Source organism: Diaphorobacter aerolatus, from assembly GCF_014489535.1.
Classification (GTDB): domain Bacteria; phylum Pseudomonadota; class Gammaproteobacteria; order Burkholderiales; family Burkholderiaceae_C; genus Diaphorobacter_A; species Diaphorobacter_A aerolatus.
In genome coordinates this window covers 3,877,728-3,895,714 of sequence record NZ_CP060783.1, presented here as the reverse complement: position 1 = coordinate 3,895,714, position 17,987 = coordinate 3,877,728, and the positions used below count along the sequence as shown (strand labels likewise).

The 17,987-nt window shown below is 62.2% G+C and carries 15 protein-coding genes and 1 pseudogene; 3 read left to right on the top strand and 13 right to left on the bottom strand.

Annotated elements, in window-relative coordinates; translation table 11 throughout:
- Positions 1–214 precede the first annotated feature (214 nt).
- Positions 215–1,459: a polysaccharide biosynthesis protein gene (locus tag H9K75_RS18095; RefSeq protein ID WP_187723674.1), complete on the bottom strand. Its 1,245-nt coding sequence runs from the start codon at positions 1,457–1,459 to the stop codon at positions 215–217.
- Positions 1,460–1,474: 15 nt separating this feature from the next.
- A pseudogene (locus tag H9K75_RS18090) lies at positions 1,475–2,844 on the bottom strand (UDP-glucose dehydrogenase family protein).
- A 155-nt stretch (positions 2,845–2,999) separates the two neighbouring features.
- Here H9K75_RS18090 and lysS point away from each other — a divergent pair.
- The 3 genes from lysS to H9K75_RS18075 all read left to right on the top strand — a co-directional run bounded on the left by lysS (position 3,000) and on the right by H9K75_RS18075 (position 6,340).
- Entirely contained in the window at positions 3,000–4,538 is a 1,539-nt protein-coding gene (lysS, locus tag H9K75_RS18085) for a lysine--tRNA ligase (protein WP_187723673.1), read from the top strand.
- Positions 4,539–4,595: 57 nt separating this feature from the next.
- Entirely contained in the window at positions 4,596–5,618 is a 1,023-nt protein-coding gene (locus H9K75_RS18080) for a diguanylate cyclase domain-containing protein (RefSeq protein ID WP_187723672.1), read from the top strand.
- A gap of 77 nt (positions 5,619–5,695) precedes the next feature.
- Positions 5,696–6,340: a mechanosensitive ion channel family protein gene (locus H9K75_RS18075; protein WP_187723671.1), complete on the top strand. Its 645-nt coding sequence runs from the start codon at positions 5,696–5,698 to the stop codon at positions 6,338–6,340.
- 82 nt (positions 6,341–6,422) lie between these two features.
- Here the strand turns inward: H9K75_RS18075 and H9K75_RS18070 are convergent, their stop codons facing one another.
- From H9K75_RS18070 to lepA, 11 genes are all read right to left on the bottom strand, one after another.
- Positions 6,423–7,481 (bottom strand): 6-phosphofructokinase, encoded by a 1,059-nt coding sequence (locus H9K75_RS18070; protein ID WP_187723670.1) that lies wholly within the window; start codon positions 7,479–7,481, stop codon positions 6,423–6,425.
- Between the two features lie 46 nt (positions 7,482–7,527).
- Positions 7,528–9,294: an ABC transporter ATP-binding protein/permease gene (locus H9K75_RS18065; protein ID WP_187723669.1), complete on the bottom strand. Its 1,767-nt coding sequence runs from the start codon at positions 9,292–9,294 to the stop codon at positions 7,528–7,530.
- 80 nt (positions 9,295–9,374) lie between these two features.
- Positions 9,375–10,490: a beta-N-acetylhexosaminidase gene (gene nagZ / locus H9K75_RS18060; protein WP_187723668.1), complete on the bottom strand. Its 1,116-nt coding sequence runs from the start codon at positions 10,488–10,490 to the stop codon at positions 9,375–9,377.
- Positions 10,491–10,507: 17 nt separating this feature from the next.
- Positions 10,508–10,945 (bottom strand): holo-ACP synthase, encoded by a 438-nt coding sequence (gene acpS / locus H9K75_RS18055; RefSeq protein WP_187723667.1) that lies wholly within the window; start codon positions 10,943–10,945, stop codon positions 10,508–10,510.
- Entirely contained in the window at positions 10,942–11,712 is a 771-nt protein-coding gene (locus H9K75_RS18050; protein WP_187723666.1) for a pyridoxine 5'-phosphate synthase, read from the bottom strand. Before H9K75_RS18050 ends, acpS begins: the two co-directional genes overlap by 4 nt.
- Complete coding sequence (gene recO / locus H9K75_RS18045; RefSeq protein ID WP_187723665.1) at positions 11,709–12,482, bottom strand: DNA repair protein RecO; 774 nt, start codon at positions 12,480–12,482, stop codon at positions 11,709–11,711. The genes H9K75_RS18050 and recO overlap by 4 nt, the downstream gene beginning before the upstream one ends.
- Positions 12,483–12,533: 51 nt before the next feature.
- A complete protein-coding gene (gene era / locus H9K75_RS18040) occupies positions 12,534–13,562 on the bottom strand; it encodes a GTPase Era (RefSeq protein WP_187723664.1) in 1,029 nt (342 codons plus the stop codon).
- Positions 13,559–14,245: a ribonuclease III gene (gene rnc, locus H9K75_RS18035; RefSeq protein WP_187723663.1), complete on the bottom strand. Its 687-nt coding sequence runs from the start codon at positions 14,243–14,245 to the stop codon at positions 13,559–13,561. The genes era and rnc overlap by 4 nt, the downstream gene beginning before the upstream one ends.
- A complete protein-coding gene (locus H9K75_RS18030) occupies positions 14,245–14,613 on the bottom strand; it encodes a DUF4845 domain-containing protein (RefSeq protein WP_187723662.1) in 369 nt (122 codons plus the stop codon). Before H9K75_RS18030 ends, rnc begins: the two co-directional genes overlap by 1 nt.
- Positions 14,614–14,675: 62 nt before the next feature.
- On the bottom strand, positions 14,676–15,644 hold the full coding sequence (gene lepB, locus H9K75_RS18025; RefSeq protein ID WP_187723661.1) for a signal peptidase I: 969 nt from the start codon (positions 15,642–15,644) through the stop codon (positions 14,676–14,678).
- A 34-nt stretch (positions 15,645–15,678) separates the two neighbouring features.
- Positions 15,679–17,487: a translation elongation factor 4 gene (gene lepA / locus H9K75_RS18020; RefSeq protein ID WP_187723660.1), complete on the bottom strand. Its 1,809-nt coding sequence runs from the start codon at positions 17,485–17,487 to the stop codon at positions 15,679–15,681.
- Positions 17,488–17,987: the final 500 nt, after the last annotated feature.

Here is a 17,987-nt window from a genome sequence, read left to right as displayed (position 1 = left end):
CGGGCCGAAAGCTGCGCAACTGACGAATCTGGAACGACATCGAATACAAGTGTTCCGGGGTGAAATTGCTTTCGTCCGTGTAGTGGCTGCGCGCAAGCCCGGCTTCGCGCTCTGCGCCTACTTTTCCCTGTCTGGTCATAAGAATGGTTGTTAGTCTGGTCGGCGCACCGCATGCGATCTGAACGAACGCCCGAACAATGGAAGGGCGACAGCCTCAAGTATCCATCCGAATGGCCTTGAGAGACGCCAGAAGATACGCCAAATACACGAGTGAAGCGCTGATTGCGTAAGCGGCTGCAACACCGCCTAGTCCCGCAACCGGCAAGCCCAGCACCACGGACAGCAACGCGCAGGCAAACAGCAGGCATTGTCCGATCAGGCTCCAGCCCAGCCAGCCACGCCACGGCAGCGTAAACGCCAGCGGGCTCGCCACCAACCGGATCGCGCCGAGCGGCAGCAGCAACAGCACCATGGTCACGAGCACCGGCCCCTGCGCAGGAAACAGCCACGGCAGCACCCAGGGCACGGCGATGGCACCGATGGCGTGCACCATCAGCGACAGGCCGGTCATGCGCTTGATCGCAAGCCGCACCAGCGCGGGCAATTCGCGCGTGCGGCCGAGCGCCACGACACGCGCGCGCAGCCGGTCCGCGAGCGCAAGCCCGAATACGCTCGTCGGCAGCATGGCGATGCGCAACCCGAGCGCCGCCGTGCCAGCCAGCGCATCACCGGCAAGCATGCCGATGAGCAGCACCTGGCCGTGATTGGCGGCCGCGTTCAGCAGGAATCCTGGCAACTCGGCGCGTACAAAGCGCAGATGAAATCGCGCAACCCGCGCCGCTGCCGGTTGGCGCACTGCCGCGACATGGCGTGATCGACTCCCCCAAAAAGCGGCCAGCCACCCAAGCCACGCGGCCAGCGGAATCGTCCACTCGATCCAGCTCTCGCGTCCAATCATCCACGCCAGCACCAGCAGCAGCACCATCAGCAGCGCAGGCAGGCTGCGCAGCGCAGCGGCCTTCACCACGTTGCCCCGCCGTGCCACGCGGGCGGCGAGCACCAGCACGCCCGATTGCGGCAACAAAGCGCACGCCCCGGCCCAAAGCCACGCGGGTACATCCGTCCATTGGCGCGATAGGGCAAGCACGATCAAGAGAACCGCGGTGCACACTGCTGCGCCCGCTCCGGCAAGGGAAAACAGCGCCGCCGCACGACGCTCGCGCCGCTCGAGCTGCCCGGCGTATTCGAGACGAAACGTGACCGCCGCCGCAAGCATGGCCGACAGCGCGAGCCCCTGTCCAAACGCGCCGAAACGCTCTGCCCCGGCCCACCACGACACCCACCATGCACAGGCAAAGAACGACAGATGCTGCGCCAGCGTCCACACCGCTGCTCCCCCCACGCTATGCAGCCAGCCGCGCGCAGCGGTCGCGTCCGGGATAGGCTGGGGTGGGTTCATGGATGCGATTGCGGATCAGGCCGACCTGCGGCCCACACCCTGGTAGTGAAAGCCAAGGCGACGCATCTCCGCCGGATCGAAAAGATTGCGGCCATCGAACAGCACGGGCGCCTTGAGCAGCTTGCGCATCGCGGCAAAGTCGGGACTGCGGTATGCCTTCCATTCGGTCGCGATCACGAGCGCGTCCGCTCCCTCGCACGCCGCCATCGGATCGTTCACGAAACTCACGCTGCGCGCCAGCCTTACAGTGTTTTCCCCGGGCATCAGTTGCGCGAGCGATTGCACCTGCGGATCATGGGCCTGCACCTTCGCGCCCATCGCCACCAGACGCTTGACGATATGACGACTCGGGCCTCGCGCACGTCGTCGGTGGCAGGCTTGAAGGTCAGTCCCCAGACGGCAATCGTGCGCCCTTCGAGCGAGTCGCCGAAGTGCGCGGCGATGCGTTGCACGAAGCGTTCCTTCTGCGCGTCGTTCACCGCACGCACGGCCTCGACGACACGCATGCGTTCGCCTGCCTCGCGCGCCGTGTGGCAGATGGCGGCAACGTCCTTCGGAAAGCACGAGCCGCCATAACCCAGTCCCGCGTAGATGAAGTCATAGCCGATGCGCCGGTCCGAGCCTATGCCCTTGCGCACCTGTTCGATGTCGGCGCCCAGCGCATCGGCGAGATTCGCCATGTCGTTCATGAAACTGATCTTGGTGGCCAGCAGCGCATTGGCCGCGTATTTGGTGAGTTCGGCGCTCCTCACGTCCATCACGATCAGGCGCTCGCGATTGCGGTTGAACGGCGCATAGGCCTGGCGCAGCAGCGCTTCGGCCTTTTTGCCTGCGGCATCAGCGCTCACGCCGATCACCACGCGATCCGGGCGCATGAAGTCTTCGACCGCCGCACCTTCCTTGAGAAATTCCGGGTTCGAGACTACCGCGAAATCGGGCCACTTCCTGGCTTGGCCAGCAGGCCGTTTCTTCAACGCATGTTCAATCGCGGCCCGCACCTTGTCGGCCGTTCCCACCGGCACGGTGGATTTATCGACGACCACGAGAAAACGCGACAGGTGCTCGCCGATCTGCTCTGCCACCGCCAGCACCTGGCTGGTATCAGCGCTGGAATCACCCTTGGGCGGTGTGCCCACGGCGATGAAGAGGATCTCGGCATGCCGCACTCCGGCCTTCATGTCGGTGGTGAATGCGAGCCGACCCGCAGCCTGGTTCTTGGCGATCAACTCCACAAGGCCGGGCTCGAAGATCGGCACCTCGGCCCTTTGCAGGCGCTCGACCCGCGCGGCATCGCGCTCGACACAAAGCACCTGGTTGCCCAATTCCGCAAAACATGCGGCGGACACAAGCCCCACATAACCCGCGCCAACAATGGTAATTTTCATAGACTGCCGTTCGCCACAATCGAAGCCGAAAGCCCTTGCGAGCCCGTTTTGCGCGCATGGACTTAAAATTGAAGGTTTTCCAGCGCGCATCGCCCCGGGCCACGGAGCTTTGACCGCCGCTATTGTCACCCCTTCGGGCAACAACCCCATTCCTTATGTCATCCGATCAGCCTACGAACACTCCTGCAGTCCCCGTCGACGAGAACAAGCTCGTCGCAGAGCGCCGTGAAAAACTCAAGGCGCTGCGTGAAGCGCAGACTCAGGGCAAAGGCGTGGCTTTTCCCAATGACTTCAAGCCCGCAAACCATGCGGGCGACCTGGCCGCTGCACACGGCGAGGCCGATGCCGAAGCGCTCGAAGGCCAGAACATCGCCGTCAGCATCGCTGGCCGCATGATGCTCAAGCGCGTGATGGGCAAGGCGAGCTTCGCCACGGTGCAGGATTCGACGGGCCGCATCCAGCTCTATGTGACGCGCGACGCCATCGGCGAGGAGCCCTACGCCGATTTCAAGAAGTGGGATCTCGGCGACATCATTGGCGCGGAAGGCACGCTGATGAAGACCAAGGCGGGCGAGCTGTCGATCAAGGTCACGAAGATCCGCATGCTCACCAAGAGCCTGCGCCCCATGCCGGACAAGTTCCACGGCGTGGCCGATCAGGAAGTGAAGTATCGGCAGCGCTACGTCGATCTGATGACCGACGAGGAGGCCCGCAAGCGCTTCATTGCGCGCAGCAAGGCCGTGGCCGGTATTCGCAGCTTCATGGTGGAGCACGGCTTTCTTGAGGTCGAGACGCCGATGCTGCATCCGATCCCCGGCGGCGCGAATGCCAAGCCCTTCACCACGCACCACAACGCGCTCGATCAGGAGATGTACCTGCGCATCGCGCCCGAGCTGTATCTGAAGCGCCTGATCGTCGGCGGCTTCGAGCGCGTGTTCGAGATCAACCGCAACTTCCGCAACGAAGGCATTTCCGTTCGCCACAACCCTGAATTCACGATGATGGAGTTCTATGCAGCCTACTGGAACTACCAGGACATCATGGACTACACCGAAGCCATCGTGCGCGATGCCGCAAGGAATGCGCGTGGTTCGCTGGTGTTCGAATACGGCGGCAAACCGGTCGATCTCTCCAAGCCGTTTGAACGCCTGACGATTCCCGAAGCCATCGTGAAATTCACCGACGCGGGCGAAAACGTCACGGACCGCGACTGGCTCGTCAATGCGCTGAGAAAGCTCGGCATGAACGAGGAAAAGGACAGGCTGTCCAAGCGCACTCTGGCGAGCCTGCAGGTGCTGTACTTCGAGGAAGTGGTCGAGGAAAAGCTCTGGCAGCCCACATTCATCATGGAGCATCCGACGGAAATCTCGCCGCTCGCGCGCGCCAACGACGAGCGCCCCGAAGTGACCGAGCGCTTCGAGCTCTACATCACCGGGCGTGAATTCGGCAACGGCTTCTCGGAGCTCAACGACGCCGAAGATCAGGCCGCGCGATTCAATGCGCAGGTCGACGCCAAGGACGGTGGCGATGACGAGGCGATGTACTTCGACCACGATTTCGTGCGTGCGCTCGAATACGGCATGCCACCCACGGGCGGTTGCGGCATCGGCATCGACCGCCTGATGATGCTGCTGACCGACAGCCCCAGCATCCGCGACATCATCCTGTTCCCTGCCCTGCGCCGCGAACAATAAATTCACCGCCTTTCATCACCACCACCAAAACGCGCCGACGCGAACCGTGCGAGCAGCATGAGCCAGTCACTCAACGACACCCATTCGCCGCCGCCTGATCGCCCGTTCTCGGTGTTGCTGGTGGAAGACCTCGCATCGGTGCGCGCCCATCTGGCCAACGAGCTGCGTCGCGCCGGAGTCGCCGAAGTGCTGGAGGCCTGCGATGCCGACCCGGCGTTGCGGCTGTTCAAGCTGCGTCGGCCGGACGTGGTGCTGCTCGATATCCGCCTGCCTGGAACGCATGACGGCTATTGGGTCGCGCAGCGCATGCGCGAGCTGGAACCCGGCGGCTGGACGCCCATCATTTTTCTGTCGGGTCTTGATGGCGATCTCGACGTCTGGCGCGGCATCGAGGCAGGCGGCGACGACTACCTGGTCAAGCCCGTCAAGCCCATCGTGCTGGCCGCCAAGCTGCGCGCCATGCGGCGCCTGCACGCCATGCGTCGTCGGCTGGTCACGCTGACGGACGAGCTGCATGTCGCGAATCAGCGTCTCAATGAGATGGTGGAGATGGACCCGCTCACGGGCCTCGTCAACCGGCGCGGCTTTGATCGCATCCTGCACACCGAAATCATGGCCGCGCGCCGCGACCACACGCCGCTCACGCTGATGCTTTGCGATCTCGATCACTTCAAACGCTTCAACGACGCCGCCGGTCACGTGCAGGGCGACGTCGCGCTGCGCGAAGTTGCTCGCGTGCTGCGCGAAGTCTGCGTGCGCCCGCGGGACGTGGCCTCGCGCTACGGAGGCGAGGAATTCGCGCTGATCCTGCCCAACACGCCGCGCGCCGGTGCCATGACGTTCGCGCGGGCCTTGGGCGGCCTGCTCAAGACACGCGGCGTCACCCATCCCGACTCACCGCTCAGCCCAGTGCTCACGCTCTCGGGCGGCATCACCACCTGCGTGCCCGACGACAACACCAGCGCGATCACCATGGTCATGCGCGCCGATGAAGCCCTCTACGCCGCCAAGGCACAGGGGCGCGACCGGTTCTTCAGCTTTGAGATGCAGATGGACACCATCGAGCAACGCAAACGCTGAGCTGCTCTGGCCGCAGGTTTTCCCGGCAACGATGGTATGGTTCAAGGTTCCCTTTGATGTGAAATCCCAAGCCTGACATGCCTCTTCGTTGGAGAACCTACCTGCCCGAGTGGATGCAGAATTCACTCGAACTGCTCATCCCCGGCTTCCAGATCGTGCTGATCATTGCCGGTGCCATCCTGTTGCACAGCATGTTCAAGCGCGTCATGAAGCGCGCGGGCAATCACTACCAGTTTCCGCACGAACTGACCATGCCGGTCACCGTCGTGGTGCGCTGGCTCATTCTTTTGAGCGCGGTCCTACTGGTGCTGGAGCGTCTTGGTGTTTCCGCATCGGTGCTGTGGACCGCATTCACCGGCTTCGCCACGGTCGGCGCCGTCGCATTCTTTGCGGCCTGGAGCGTACTCTCCAACCTGTTCTGCGCTTTTCTGATCTTCGTGGTCGGCCCGTTTCGCGTGGGCGACCATATCGAGGTACTGGATACCGCCGAGAAGCTCGGCGCCGTGGGCAAGGTCGTCGATATCAACCTGCTCTACACCACGCTCGAAGACTCGACCGCACCCGCGCCGGGCACGCTGCTGCAGATTCCCAATTCGCTGATCTTCCAGCGCGTCGTGCGCCGCTGGCCGCAGGGCCAGTCGCTTCCGGAAAACAAGCAGCACACCGCGATTCAAGCTCTGGGAGAGAGCCCGGCCGCACCCAGGCCGGCAACGTTTCCCTGAAGGCACAGGGCCTGTACCAAGACTGCGCAGCCCTTCGGGCTTACGCGACCCCGTGGGCTGGGCGTATAGGCCCTTGGCTAAATCACTGGTCGCCGAAGCAGATCCCGATGTCGCGCGCCGTCGTGACCAGATCGTGATCCAGCGGCACGGTGCGCTGCACGTTGGCCACGGCCGACATCGGCACGCTGGAAATTTCGCCGCGCTGCAAGGTCACCATTCGTCCTGTTGCCCCCTCGATCACCAGTTGCGCGGCGCGGTGTCCGAAGCGCGTAGCCAGCACCCGGTCGAAGGCGGTCGGATCGCCACCGCGTTGCAGATGACCCAGCACGGTGGCACGCACTTCGCTTTGGAGATGCGGCGCAAGGCGCTCGCGCAGCACGTTCGCCACGCCACCCAGGCGCAGCGGCTCGGGACTGTGCGCGACACGCTCGCGCATCGTCTGGCGGGTGCCGCTTTCCTTGGCGCCTTCGCCGATGCAGATGATCGAGTAGCGCTGGCGCTGCTCGCGCTGCCTGCAACGCGCGGCGACGATCTCCACGTCGAAATCGATTTCCGGCAAAAGAATGATGTCCGCGCCCGCTGCGATGCCCGACTCGAGCGCGAGCCAGCCCGCATGCCGCCCCATGGTCTCGACGATCATCACGCGGTGATGGCTGTATGCCGTGCTTTCGATGCGGCGCAGTCCCTCGGTGGCGGTCGCCACCGCCGTGTCGAAGCCAAAGCTGCGATCACAGTTGGCGATGTCGTTGTCGATGGTCTTGGGCACGCCCACGCATGGCAGGCCGATGCGTTGGTGCAGCCCGTAGGCGAGTGACATGGTACCGTCACCACCAATCACCACCAGCATGTCGAGCCCCAGTTCCCGCGCGTTGTGCCTCACCTGCGCAACGGTAGCGTCACCGCGCAAGGGGTTGGCGCTGTTGCTGGTGCCGAGAATCGTCCCGCCGGTATGCAGAATGCCCGAAACCTCGTCCCAGCCGAGCGCTCTGACGCGTGGCACGGGAAGCATCAAGCCTTCGAATCCGTCTTCGATGCCAAGCACCTCGCAGTGCCCGTGGTGAATCAGTGATTTGGTCACGGCGCGGATCACCGCGTTCAGACCCGGGCAATCGCCCCCGCCAGTCAAGACTCCTACACGCATCGCGATGCTCTCCGGTTCTTACTGTCGCCGCCCATTCGGCACACCATCATCCCACGGCCTGACCCGGTTGCTCGGCGATGCTTTGGCTCTGCGGGTCGAGTTTCCAGTTGCGGTTGTGAAACCTCTGCACGCTGTCGCGGTGCGCGATGGAGATCAGCGCTCCGTCGCGCTCCTGCACCAGTTGCGCCAGTTGATCATAGACATGCGCCTCGGTCGGCCCGTCGAGCGCACTGGTCGCCTCATCGGCAAAGACCCAGGCCGGACGCTTGAGCAGCACGCGGGCTATCGCAAGCCGCTGCTGCTCGCCACCCGAGAGCACGGCATTCCAGACGTTCTTTTCGTCCATGCGTGCCACGAGCCTGGGCAGGCTGGCCTGCTCCAGCGCCTGCACCAATTGCTCGTCGCCGTAGCGCGACGCGGGCTCCGGGTACGCCAGCGCTTCGCGCAACGAACCATCAGGAAAATACGGACGCTGAGGAATGAACATCGCATCCTGCGGACGCTCGATGCGGCCCTTCGCGAACGGCCATATCCCTGCGAACACGCGCATCAGCGTGGACTTGCCGCTGCCCGATGCGCCGCTGATGAGCACGCGTTCACGGGCGTTGATTTTCAATGCGGCGTTCGAGAGAATCACCTCGCCGCGCGGCAGCGCCACCTGAAGCCCTTCGGTCTCAAGATGATCCGCGTTTTCCAGTCGCGCTCCGTCCGTGCGATGCGCGCTCTGCTGCGCGAGGCTTTCGTCGAAACCGGCCAGACGCTGCGTGGTTGCACGCCATGCGGCAATGTCCTGGTAGTTGTTCACGATCCAGCTCAGCGAATCCGATACCTGGCCGAACGCCGACGCGATCTGCATGAGCTGACCGAGCTGGATCGCGCCGCTGAAAAAGCGCGGCGCGGCGATCAGGAACGGAAACACCACTGCGGCCTGAGCGAAAAAAGTGGTGAACCAGATCAGGCTCTTCTGCTTGCGGATCAGCGCCAGATAGTTCCCGAGCACGTCACCCAGGCGCTCCGTCAGGCGCCCGCCTTCCACGCGTTCGCCGCCGTCGAGCGCAATCGCTTCGGCGTGTTCGCGCACGCGAATCATGTAGCGCCGGAAATTGGCCTCGAACCGCTGCTGGCGGTTGTTGAGCAGCACCTGCGGAGCACCCACCCAGAACGTGATGATCGTGCCGATGATGCAGTACAGCACCGCCATCCACACCATGAAGCCCGCGATCTCCCAGGTGCCGCCACCGAGCGCCTGCGGCACATGCACGTCCATCACACCGCTCAGTCCCCAGAGAATCCCGACAAAGCTCACGAAGGTGACCAGTGCGTTGAGCAGCCCCATCGCGAGCGATACGGTGTAAGTGGTGAACAGGTTCAGGTCTTCCTGAATGCGCTGGTCCGGGTTGTCCGGCACGTTGCTGCCGTCCAGTCGCCCCAACTCCAGCCGGTAGAAAGCCTTGGCCGCAAGCCAGCGGGTGAGCATCTGCTGCGTGAGCCACTTGCGCCAGTTCAGTTGCAGCAATTGCGTGAGGTAGAACTTGTAGACCGCGATGACGATGTAGATCGCCGCGAGCCAGGAGAATTTGGCGAGCTGCCGCCAGAACACGTCTGCCTGCTTTTCCTGCAACGCGTCGTAGAACACGCGGTTCCATTCGTTGAACTGCACCAGCATGAAGACCGCACCCAGATTGAGCGCGATGATGGCAACGAGCAGACCCCACGCGCGCACTTTTTCTTCCGACACGAAATACGGTCGCGCCAGCGCGAACGCCTGACGCGTGATCTGTGCCGCGTTGCGCAGCTTGTCTTTGAGACTCATGGTGTTCCTTGTTCTTGTGAATCTGCGGAACGCGCCCGCAAGTCCTGCAGGCAATCTATGTCGCGATGCTGAGGTGGCGCTTAAGGCAACAGATCCAGCGCATGCATGTAGGCGGGCTGCACCATCAATTCGTCCCAGGGCCGGGGCAGCGTCTCGGGCAACAGGGCAACGCGGCGCGCCTCGCTGTTTTCTTCAGGGCGCCATTTTCCGGAATCGAGCGCCTTGTCCATGTCGTCGAGAAACTCGTCGACGATCGCTCCGTCTCCCACGCTCTGATTGCACAGAAGCGCAAGATCGCAGCCGGCATTGAGCGCCGCGCATGCGGCATCGCAATAGCTCAGGACAGCACCGTCGATGCGCCGGGCAGCCTCCATGCTCAGGTCATCGCTGAAGATCGCGCCGTCAAAGCGCATCTGGCCCCGCAGAATGTCCTGAAGCCATTTCTGCGAAAAGCCTGCGGGACGGGCATCGACTTTTGGATAGATGACATGGGCAGGCATCACGGCCGTAAGCACGGTGGACAGCCACGGATACGGCGCTGCGTCGTCGGCAAGAATCGCCTTGAGACCGCGCGCATCGACGGGAATTTCGATGTGCGAATCGGCCTTCACAAAACCGTGGCCAGGAAAATGCTTGCCGCAATTGGCCATGCCGGATTGCAGCAGGCCGTGCATGAGGCTGCGCGCCAGGCTTGCCACCACGCGTGGGTCGCGATGGAAGCTGCGATCACCGATCACGCCGCTCTCGCCCCAATCGAGATCGAGCACGGGCGTGAAGCTGAAATCCACGCCGCAGGAGCGCAGCTCGCTGCCGAGCACGTAGCCCGACGCAGTCGCCGCATCCATCGCTCGCATGGCTCCCGAGCCTTCGCGGTACTTGCTGCCGCTGCCATCGTTCATCCACAACTCGCCCAGCGCGCGCATGGACGGGATATGGGTGAACCCATCCGTTTTGAAGCGCTGTACACGACCACCTTCGTGATCCACGCAGATCAACAGGTCCGGGCGCACGGTCTTGATGTCGGCGCACAGTTGCAGCAGTTGATCGCGAGTCTCCCAGTTGCGCGTGAAAAGAATCATGCCGCCGACCAGCGGATGCGCAAGGCGCCTGCGGTCCACGTCGGTGAGCGCCTTGCCTGCGACGTCGATGATCAGGGGCGCGTGTGGGGCCGGTCCGTTGGTGTTTGCGTTCTTCATGGCGGTCTGTTGTTCGGTCAATCTTGAGGTTCGCGCTGAGCGCGCGACGACGCACGCGGCGCGTCTTCGTGTTCCACCACGCAAAAGCTCGCGGCGTAGTCGGTTTCGTCCGTGACGGTAATGAGCGCTTTCAGCCCCTTGGCCTCGAACCAGGTCTTGAGTTCACCATGCAGCACGATGACCGGCTGGCCGCTGGGCAGCTTGGCGATCTCGCAGTTTCGCCAGGTCATCGGCATGCGCATGCCGAGGCCAATCGCCTTGCTGAATGCTTCCTTGGCGGAGAAGCGTGTGGCCAGATAACGAATGCCGCGCTCCGGCCAACGTGCGGAACGCGCGCGCCAGGTGGTGAGCTCGCCCGGTGAGAGCACCTTCTCGGCAAACCGGTCGCCGTTGCGCTCGAGGCTCGCGCGGATGCGCCGCACGTCGCAGATGTCAGTGCCGATTCCGTAGATCATCGCTTGCCCGCCATGCCGGCATCGATGCTGCGTTGATAGGCGCGCACGGCTTCGGCGTAGCCCAGTTCGAGCGCATCGGCGATCAGCGCGTGGCCAATCGAGACTTCGAGCAGCCCTGGCACACGCGCCACGAAATCGGGAAGGTTGTCGCGATTCAGATCATGCCCGGCATTGACGCCAAGACCCGCATCGAGCGCCGCCTGCGCGGCGGCGGCATAGATCTCCAGCTGCGTTTCCTTGTCCGCTGTGGCCCAGCTTGCGGCATAGGGTTCGGTATACAGCTCCACACGATCAGCACCGACGGCCTTCGCCGCCGCCATCTGCCCGGGGATCGCATCCATGAACAGGCTCACGCGCACACCGAGTGATCGACACTCGTCGATCAGGGGCTTCAGGCGCTCGGCATCCTGCGGAAACGTCCAGCCATGGTCACTGGTGAACTGATCCTCGCTGTCGGGCACGAACGTCGCCTGATTCGGGCGCGTGCGGCGGATGAACTCCATCAGGTTCTGCGTCGGGTTGCCCTCGATGTTGAACTCCGCATCCGGCCAGCGTTTCAGAAGCTCTGCGAGTTCATACACGTCGCTTGCGCGGATATGGCGCTCATCGGGCCGCGGGTGAATCGTGATGCCCTGCGCTCCCGCCTCGAGACACAGTTGCGAGGCGCGCGTCACGCTGGGAATGCCCAGATGGCGGGTGTTGCGCACCAGGGCAACCTTGTTGACGTTGACCGACAGGGCAGTTCGTGGGGAGGTTTGGGTCGTCATAACGATTGCAGATCCATCATGAGTTGGCGGGTACGCAGCATCGGGCTTCCGCAATGGTATTGCACAAGCGCGCGCAGTTGCGGCTTAAGGTCGCTTGCGAGTTGCGCGCCATCGCCGACGAGCGTCCGAAAGGTCGCCAGATAACGGTCCTCGCCACCGAGCGCGGCATGCAGGCTCTGCCAGTGTGATCCGGTGAGCGTCGCGCGATCCCCAGCCGCAGCCGCACGCAGGCCGCCCTCGGCAACCAGTGTGTAGCGCCGCTCGGCATCGAGCGCGGTGAGCGTATTGGTTTCGACATGCAGATCTGGCAACAGGCCGATCTCGCGCAACAACACCAGCTCGAAGCTGCGCAGTACCGGCTCCAGCGCATCACCATGCTCGCTGGCCAGCACCCGCACGACCCCGGCGTAGGTATCGAAGAGCGGCGCATGCGTGTCCTCGCGCGCGAGCAATCGCATCAACAGTTCGTTGAGGTAGAGGCCCGAGAGCAGCGCGTCGCCCGACGGCATGACGTGACCACCTGCCCACTCCGCTCCCCGCAGCGCGTGGATGTCTCCGTGCCCTTCGCCGGAGACGCTATAGGTCACGCGCAGCGGTTGCAGGGCCAGCAGCACGGAGCGGAAATTCGAGGTCGGCTTCTTCGCGCCCTTGGCCACCAATGCCACCCGGCCATGGTGGCGCGTGAACACCTCCAGAATCAGGCTCGACTCGCTCCAGTCGTATTGATGGAGGATGAACGCTGGTTCATCGCTGATGCGCTTGGTGGCCATGTCAGATGAGGCGAGCCGCAACCACCACAATGGCGCGGCCCCGCGAACAGATCACTCGTAACCGAACGAGCGCACACGTGCCTCGTCGTCGGCCCAGCCGGAGCGCACCTTCACCCAGACCTCCAGGAACACCTTGGCATCCATGAGCTTTTCAAGCTCCTGGCGCGCTTCGGTGCTGATGCGTTTGAGGCGCTCGCCCTTGTCGCCGATCACCATGGCCTTGTGGCCGTCACGCTCGACCACGATGGTTACCGCAATCTTGATGAAGCGCTTGTGCTGCTTGCTCTTTTCTTCCTCGAACTTGTCGACCACGACGGTAGAGGTATAGGGCAGCTCGTCGCCGGTGAAACGGAACAGCTTTTCGCGCACGGTCTCGGACGCGAGGAATTTTTCGCTGCGATCGGTCAGCTCGTCCTCGGCATACCACCAGGGCTGCTCGGGAAGGTATTTCCCGACAATGCCGAACAGCCGCTCGATGTCGCCCTTGTTCTTGGCCGACATCGGCACGAATTCCGCGAATGGATGACGCTCCTGCATGTCGCGCAGCCACGGCGCGATTTCGGCGCGGCGGTGCACCGTGTCGAGCTTGTTCGCGACCAGCAGCGTGGGAATACCGGGCTTGAACAGGCTCAGCACCTTGGCGTCGGCCAGCGTGAAGCTGCCGGCTTCGACGACGAACAGGATGAGATCCACGTCGCCAATCGCTCCCATCACGGTCTTGTTGAGCGATTTGTTCAAGGCGGTGCTGTGGCGCGTCTGGAAACCGGGCGTGTCCACGAACACGAACTGAGTGCCGTCCTTGGTGCGGATGCCGGTGATGCGGTGGCGCGTGGTCTGCGCCTTGCGCGAGGTGATCGACACCTTCTGGCCCACGAGCGCGTTCATCAGCGTGGACTTGCCGACGTTGGGCTTGCCGACAATGGCGATCAGGCCACAGCGCTGGCCTGTGGCATCCACCGGTGTTGAAGCCGACGCGCCCGGCTTGGCGGCCGCCAGCATGGCGTCGAGATCGACGTTCGGATTTTGATGGTCGGAAGGTTCTGCCGTGTCCGGCGCGGGAGGTTTCGAGGCGTTCGTCATGCGTGTCTTGCTTTCAATGTGGCGAGCAGCGTTGTGGCCGCAGCCTGTTCGGCTGCCCGGCGCGACGCGCCCTTTCCGTGTTCGATCAGACCGAGTTCGGCGATTTCACATTCCACGTCGAACGTCTGCTTGTGCGCAGCACCGACCGTCGCCACCACACGGTACTGCGGCAGGTGCATTTTGCGGCCCTGCAGCCACTCCTGCAACGCGGTCTTGGCGTCCTTGGCGGCGGCCTGCTGTTCGGGACTGAGATCGACGCCCTCGAAAAAGCGATGCACCATGGCCTGCGCGGTGTCGAAGTCGGAATCGAGATACACCGCGCCGATCAGCGCCTCCACGGCATCGGCCAGAATCGAGGGCCGCAGCTTGCCGCCGGACCTGGATTCGCCCTCGCCCAGACGGAGAACCTCGGAGACCTTCAGTTGCGTGGCGATGCGATGCAGTGAATCCTGCTTGACCAGATGGGCACGCATGCGCGAGAGATCACCCTCGGGAAGATCCCGAAGACGCCGATAAAGCATGGTGGAGACGGCCAGACTCAGGACGGAGTCACCCAGGAATTCGAGGCGCTCGTTGTGGTCTGCGGAAAAACTGCGATGCGTGACCGCGCGCTGCAGCAGCGCGGAGTCCTTGAATGCATGCTGCAGACGATTCTGCAGTGACTGGAGTTCAACTGATGGCACTACTTGGAAGAACCCTTGAACCGGTAGAGCAGGTATGCAGGTCCATAAAGAGGAATTTCGCTCGAATATTCGTAGAAGACGACGACGTTGTCGTTTTCCTTGGTGACTTCCAGATCCTTGCCGGAGATGGACCGGATATCGTCAATCGTCGCGGCACGGTCAAACGCTGCGCGCACGGCAGGCACGTTGCTGCCTTCTGCGGCCGCTTTCTTCACTGCCTTGTGGACCGCCTGCCACTCCATGAGCAGAGGGAACGACTTCGTCGCCACATACCCGATTGCAACCGCGATCACGAGGATGAAAACCAGGCTCACGAAAGAAAGCCCGCGCTGGCGCGAGCGGAGAGTGGAGTTGCGGTGCAGTGCCATGTCCAGGGTTCCCTCTAGTGTGAAATTTGATGTTGTTGATGGAAAAGGTGGTCGGGTCAGGATCAGTTGAATGAGCCGATACGTTTGAAGTTGCCGAAATTCATCCAGATGAAGAATGCGCGTCCGACGATATTGGCTTCGGGCACGAATCCCCAGTAACGTGAATCCAGCGAATTGTCGCGATTGTCGCCCATCACGAAGTACTGGCCTTCAGGGACCTTGCAGGTCACGCCTTCAACGCTGTAGTTGCACAGATCGCGATGCTGGAAGTTGCTCGCACCCTGCACGAAGGCTGGGGCCTCCTTGTTGTTCAGCACGTTGTGCGGCTTCTCGCCGATCTTTTCCTGGAACTGGCTGAAGTAGCGCATCGCGTCCTCTTCAAAGAAGTCCGGCAGGTTGGTGGTCGGCACAGGCTTGCCGTTGATGGTCAGGCGCTTGTTCAGATAGGCCACGGTGTCACCCGGTGTGCCGATCACGCGCTTGATGTAGTCCACGGTGGGCTGCGGTGGGTAGCGGAACACGATGACGTCGCCCGCCTTGGGCTTGTTGCCATCGGTGATGCGGGTGTTGGCCACCGGCAGGCGCAGACCATAGGTGTACTTGTTCACGAGGATCAGATCGCCGACCCAGAGCGTGGGGTACATCGAGCCCGAAGGAATCTTGAAGGGCTCGAACAGGAACGAGCGCAACAGAAACACCACCAGAATCACCGGAAACAGACCCGCAGTCCAGTCGAGCCACCAGGGCTGCATGATCAGCTTGTGCTGAGCGGCCTGAAGGTCGTCCGCACCGTCGGGGCGGATGCCCATGCGCTCGAGTTCTTCGCGGCGCTGCTGGGTCGAGGTCGCGAATGCCGCTGCCGCCTGCTTGCGGCGCGGCAGAAAATAGAAGCGCTCGGCCAGCCAGTAAGCACCGGTCACGATGGTGGCGAGCAAGAGCAGCAGCGCGAAATTACCCTCGATTGCGCCTACGTACCAGGCACCGATGTAGCCAACGAAGGCCGCGAGGATCAAAGATGTCAAAACTTGCATGGGCAAAAGCCTTCTACTTCCTGAATTGTCTTCTTCAATCTTCCACTTGCAGAATCGCGAGGAACGCTTCCTGCGGCACTTCGACCGAGCCGATCTGCTTCATGCGCTTCTTGCCGGCCTTCTGCTTTTCGAGCAGCTTGCGCTTGCGGGTAATGTCACCACCGTAGCATTTTGCCAGCACGTTCTTGCGCAATGCCTTGATGGTTTCTCGCGCGATGATATTCGCGCCGATGGCCGCCTGAATCGCCACATCGAACATCTGGCGGCTGATGATTTCGCGCATCTTGGCCGCGACCGCGCGACCGCGGTACGTCGCCTGTGAACGGTGAACGATGATCGACAGCGCATCGACCTTCTCGCCATTGAGCAGAATGTCGACCTTCACCACGTCGGACGCGCGGTACTCCTTGAACTCGTAGTCCATGGAAGCGTAGCCGCGCGACACAGACTTGAGTTTGTCGAAGAAATCGAGCACGATCTCCCCGAGCGGCAGTTCGTAGGTCAGCATGACCTGACGGCCGTGGTAGGCCATGTTCATCTGCACGCCGCGCTTCTGGTTGGCAAGCGTCATCACCGGGCCGACGTATTCCTGCGGCATGTACAGATGCACAGTCACGATGGGTTCGCGGATTTCCTCGATCCGGCCCTGCTCCGGCATCTTCGAGGGGTTTTCCACCTGGATGACTTCGCCGTCGCCCTTGACCACTTCATAGACCACGCTTGGCGCGGTGGTGATCAGGTCCTGATCGAATTCGCGCTCCAGCCGCTCCTGCACGATCTCCATATGCAGAAGGCCCAGAAAACCGCAGCGAAAACCGAAGCCCAGCGCCTGCGAGACTTCGGGCTCGAAGCGCAGCGACGAATCGTTGAGCTGCAGTTTTTCGAGCGCATCGCGAAGCGCATCGTACTGATTCGCCTCGGTCGGGTAGAGACCGGCGAACACCTGTGGCTGAATTTCCTTGAAGCCCGGCAGCGCCTTGCTGGCTGGCCCCTGATTGTTCGGCAGCTTCTTTTCGAGCGTGATGGTGTCGCCGACCTTCGCGGCCTTGAGTTCCTTGATGCCAGCAATGATGTAGCCCACCTCGCCCGCGCGCAGCGCATCGCGCGGCAGCGTTGCCGGCGTGAATACGCCCAGGCTGTTGGCCTCGTATGCGGCACTGGTCGCCATCATCTTGAAGCGTTCGCCCTTTTTCAGTTCGCCGTCAACCACACGCACCAGCATCACGACGCCGACATACGAATCGAACCAGCTGTCGATGATCATCGCGCGCAGCGGGCCCGCAGGATCGCCCTTGGGCGCGGGAATCTTGGCCACCACCGCTTCGAGGATCTCGTCGATGCCCATGCCGGTCTTGGCCGAGCATGGAATCGCGTCGGTCGCGTCGATGCCGATCACATCCTCGACCTCGGCCTTGGCGTTCTCCGGATCGGCATTCGGCAGATCCATCTTGTTGAGCACCGGCAGCACTTCCACACCGAGATCGAGCGCCGTGTAGCAATTCGCGACCGTCTGAGCTTCCACGCCTTGCGATGCATCGACCACCAGCAGCGCGCCTTCGCATGCGGACAGCGAACGCGACACTTCATACGAGAAGTCGACGTGGCCGGGCGTGTCGATCAGATTGAGGTTGTAGACCGTGCCGTCCTGCGCCTTGTATTGAAGCGCGGCGGTCTGCGCCTTGATGGTTATCCCACGCTCTTTCTCGATGTCCATCGAGTCCAGAACCTGGGCTTCCATCTCACGATCTGCAAGACCTCCGCAACGTTGAATGAGACGGTCAGCGAGCGTGGACTTGCCGTGGTCGATGTGGGCAATGATCGAAAAATTTCTGATGTGATTCATCAACGGAAAACGACAAGTGTTTGAATTGCAAAGACGCGCACAAGAAAAAAGGGCGCGTCAAAAAGCGACGCGCCCTAAACCAACAATCTTTGGCAACTGCGATAGTTGGAGCTTCATTGTAGGCAAAAAGGCCTGTTCCGGAAGCCCATCCCAGCGCAGAGAAGGGCCGTTGCCGCATTGCAACGGGATATTTATTCACAGGTTATCAACAATTCTAGCACGAACTTCCTGAACAACTTGTGTGTGATCTGTGGACTGCTTGTGCATCAATTGGACATATCCCACATCATGAGGGAAAGTTAATTTTTTATACCCATATTGATTGTAGAACCGCCGCCATTCTATAGAAAATTGCAGAAGGAAAGTTGCACACCCGAGTGGTGGAAACCGCAAAAAACCCCGAAACCGGATCGGTTTCCGGTCCCGCTACTTGCCAAAAGCCCCGCTCCCGGACCCGGGAGAGGGCTTAAAGACCTGATTTTCCGCATTGCAAGGGTGTT

What these genes read in the sequence shown, in the direction of transcription:
- H9K75_RS18095 (WP_187723674.1), bottom strand. Translation starts at nt 1,459, where the DNA reads ATGAACCCACCCCAGCCTATCCCGGACGCGACCGCTGCGCGCGGCTGG.
- lysS (WP_187723673.1), top strand. Translation starts at nt 3,000, where the DNA reads ATGTCATCCGATCAGCCTACGAACACTCCTGCAGTCCCCGTCGACGAG.
- H9K75_RS18080 (WP_187723672.1), top strand. Translation starts at nt 4,596, where the DNA reads ATGAGCCAGTCACTCAACGACACCCATTCGCCGCCGCCTGATCGCCCG.
- H9K75_RS18075 (WP_187723671.1), top strand. Translation starts at nt 5,696, where the DNA reads ATGCCTCTTCGTTGGAGAACCTACCTGCCCGAGTGGATGCAGAATTCA.
- H9K75_RS18070 (WP_187723670.1), bottom strand. Translation starts at nt 7,481, where the DNA reads ATGCGTGTAGGAGTCTTGACTGGCGGGGGCGATTGCCCGGGTCTGAAC.
- H9K75_RS18065 (WP_187723669.1), bottom strand. Translation starts at nt 9,294, where the DNA reads ATGAGTCTCAAAGACAAGCTGCGCAACGCGGCACAGATCACGCGTCAG.
- nagZ (WP_187723668.1), bottom strand. Translation starts at nt 10,490, where the DNA reads ATGAAGAACGCAAACACCAACGGACCGGCCCCACACGCGCCCCTGATC.
- acpS (WP_187723667.1), bottom strand. Translation starts at nt 10,945, where the DNA reads ATGATCTACGGAATCGGCACTGACATCTGCGACGTGCGGCGCATCCGC.
- H9K75_RS18050 (WP_187723666.1), bottom strand. Translation starts at nt 11,712, where the DNA reads ATGACGACCCAAACCTCCCCACGAACTGCCCTGTCGGTCAACGTCAAC.
- recO (WP_187723665.1), bottom strand. Translation starts at nt 12,482, where the DNA reads ATGGCCACCAAGCGCATCAGCGATGAACCAGCGTTCATCCTCCATCAA.
- era (WP_187723664.1), bottom strand. Translation starts at nt 13,562, where the DNA reads ATGACGAACGCCTCGAAACCTCCCGCGCCGGACACGGCAGAACCTTCC.
- H9K75_RS18030 (WP_187723662.1), bottom strand. Translation starts at nt 14,613, where the DNA reads ATGGCACTGCACCGCAACTCCACTCTCCGCTCGCGCCAGCGCGGGCTT.
- lepB (WP_187723661.1), bottom strand. Translation starts at nt 15,644, where the DNA reads ATGCAAGTTTTGACATCTTTGATCCTCGCGGCCTTCGTTGGCTACATC.
- lepA (WP_187723660.1), bottom strand. Translation starts at nt 17,487, where the DNA reads ATGAATCACATCAGAAATTTTTCGATCATTGCCCACATCGACCACGGC.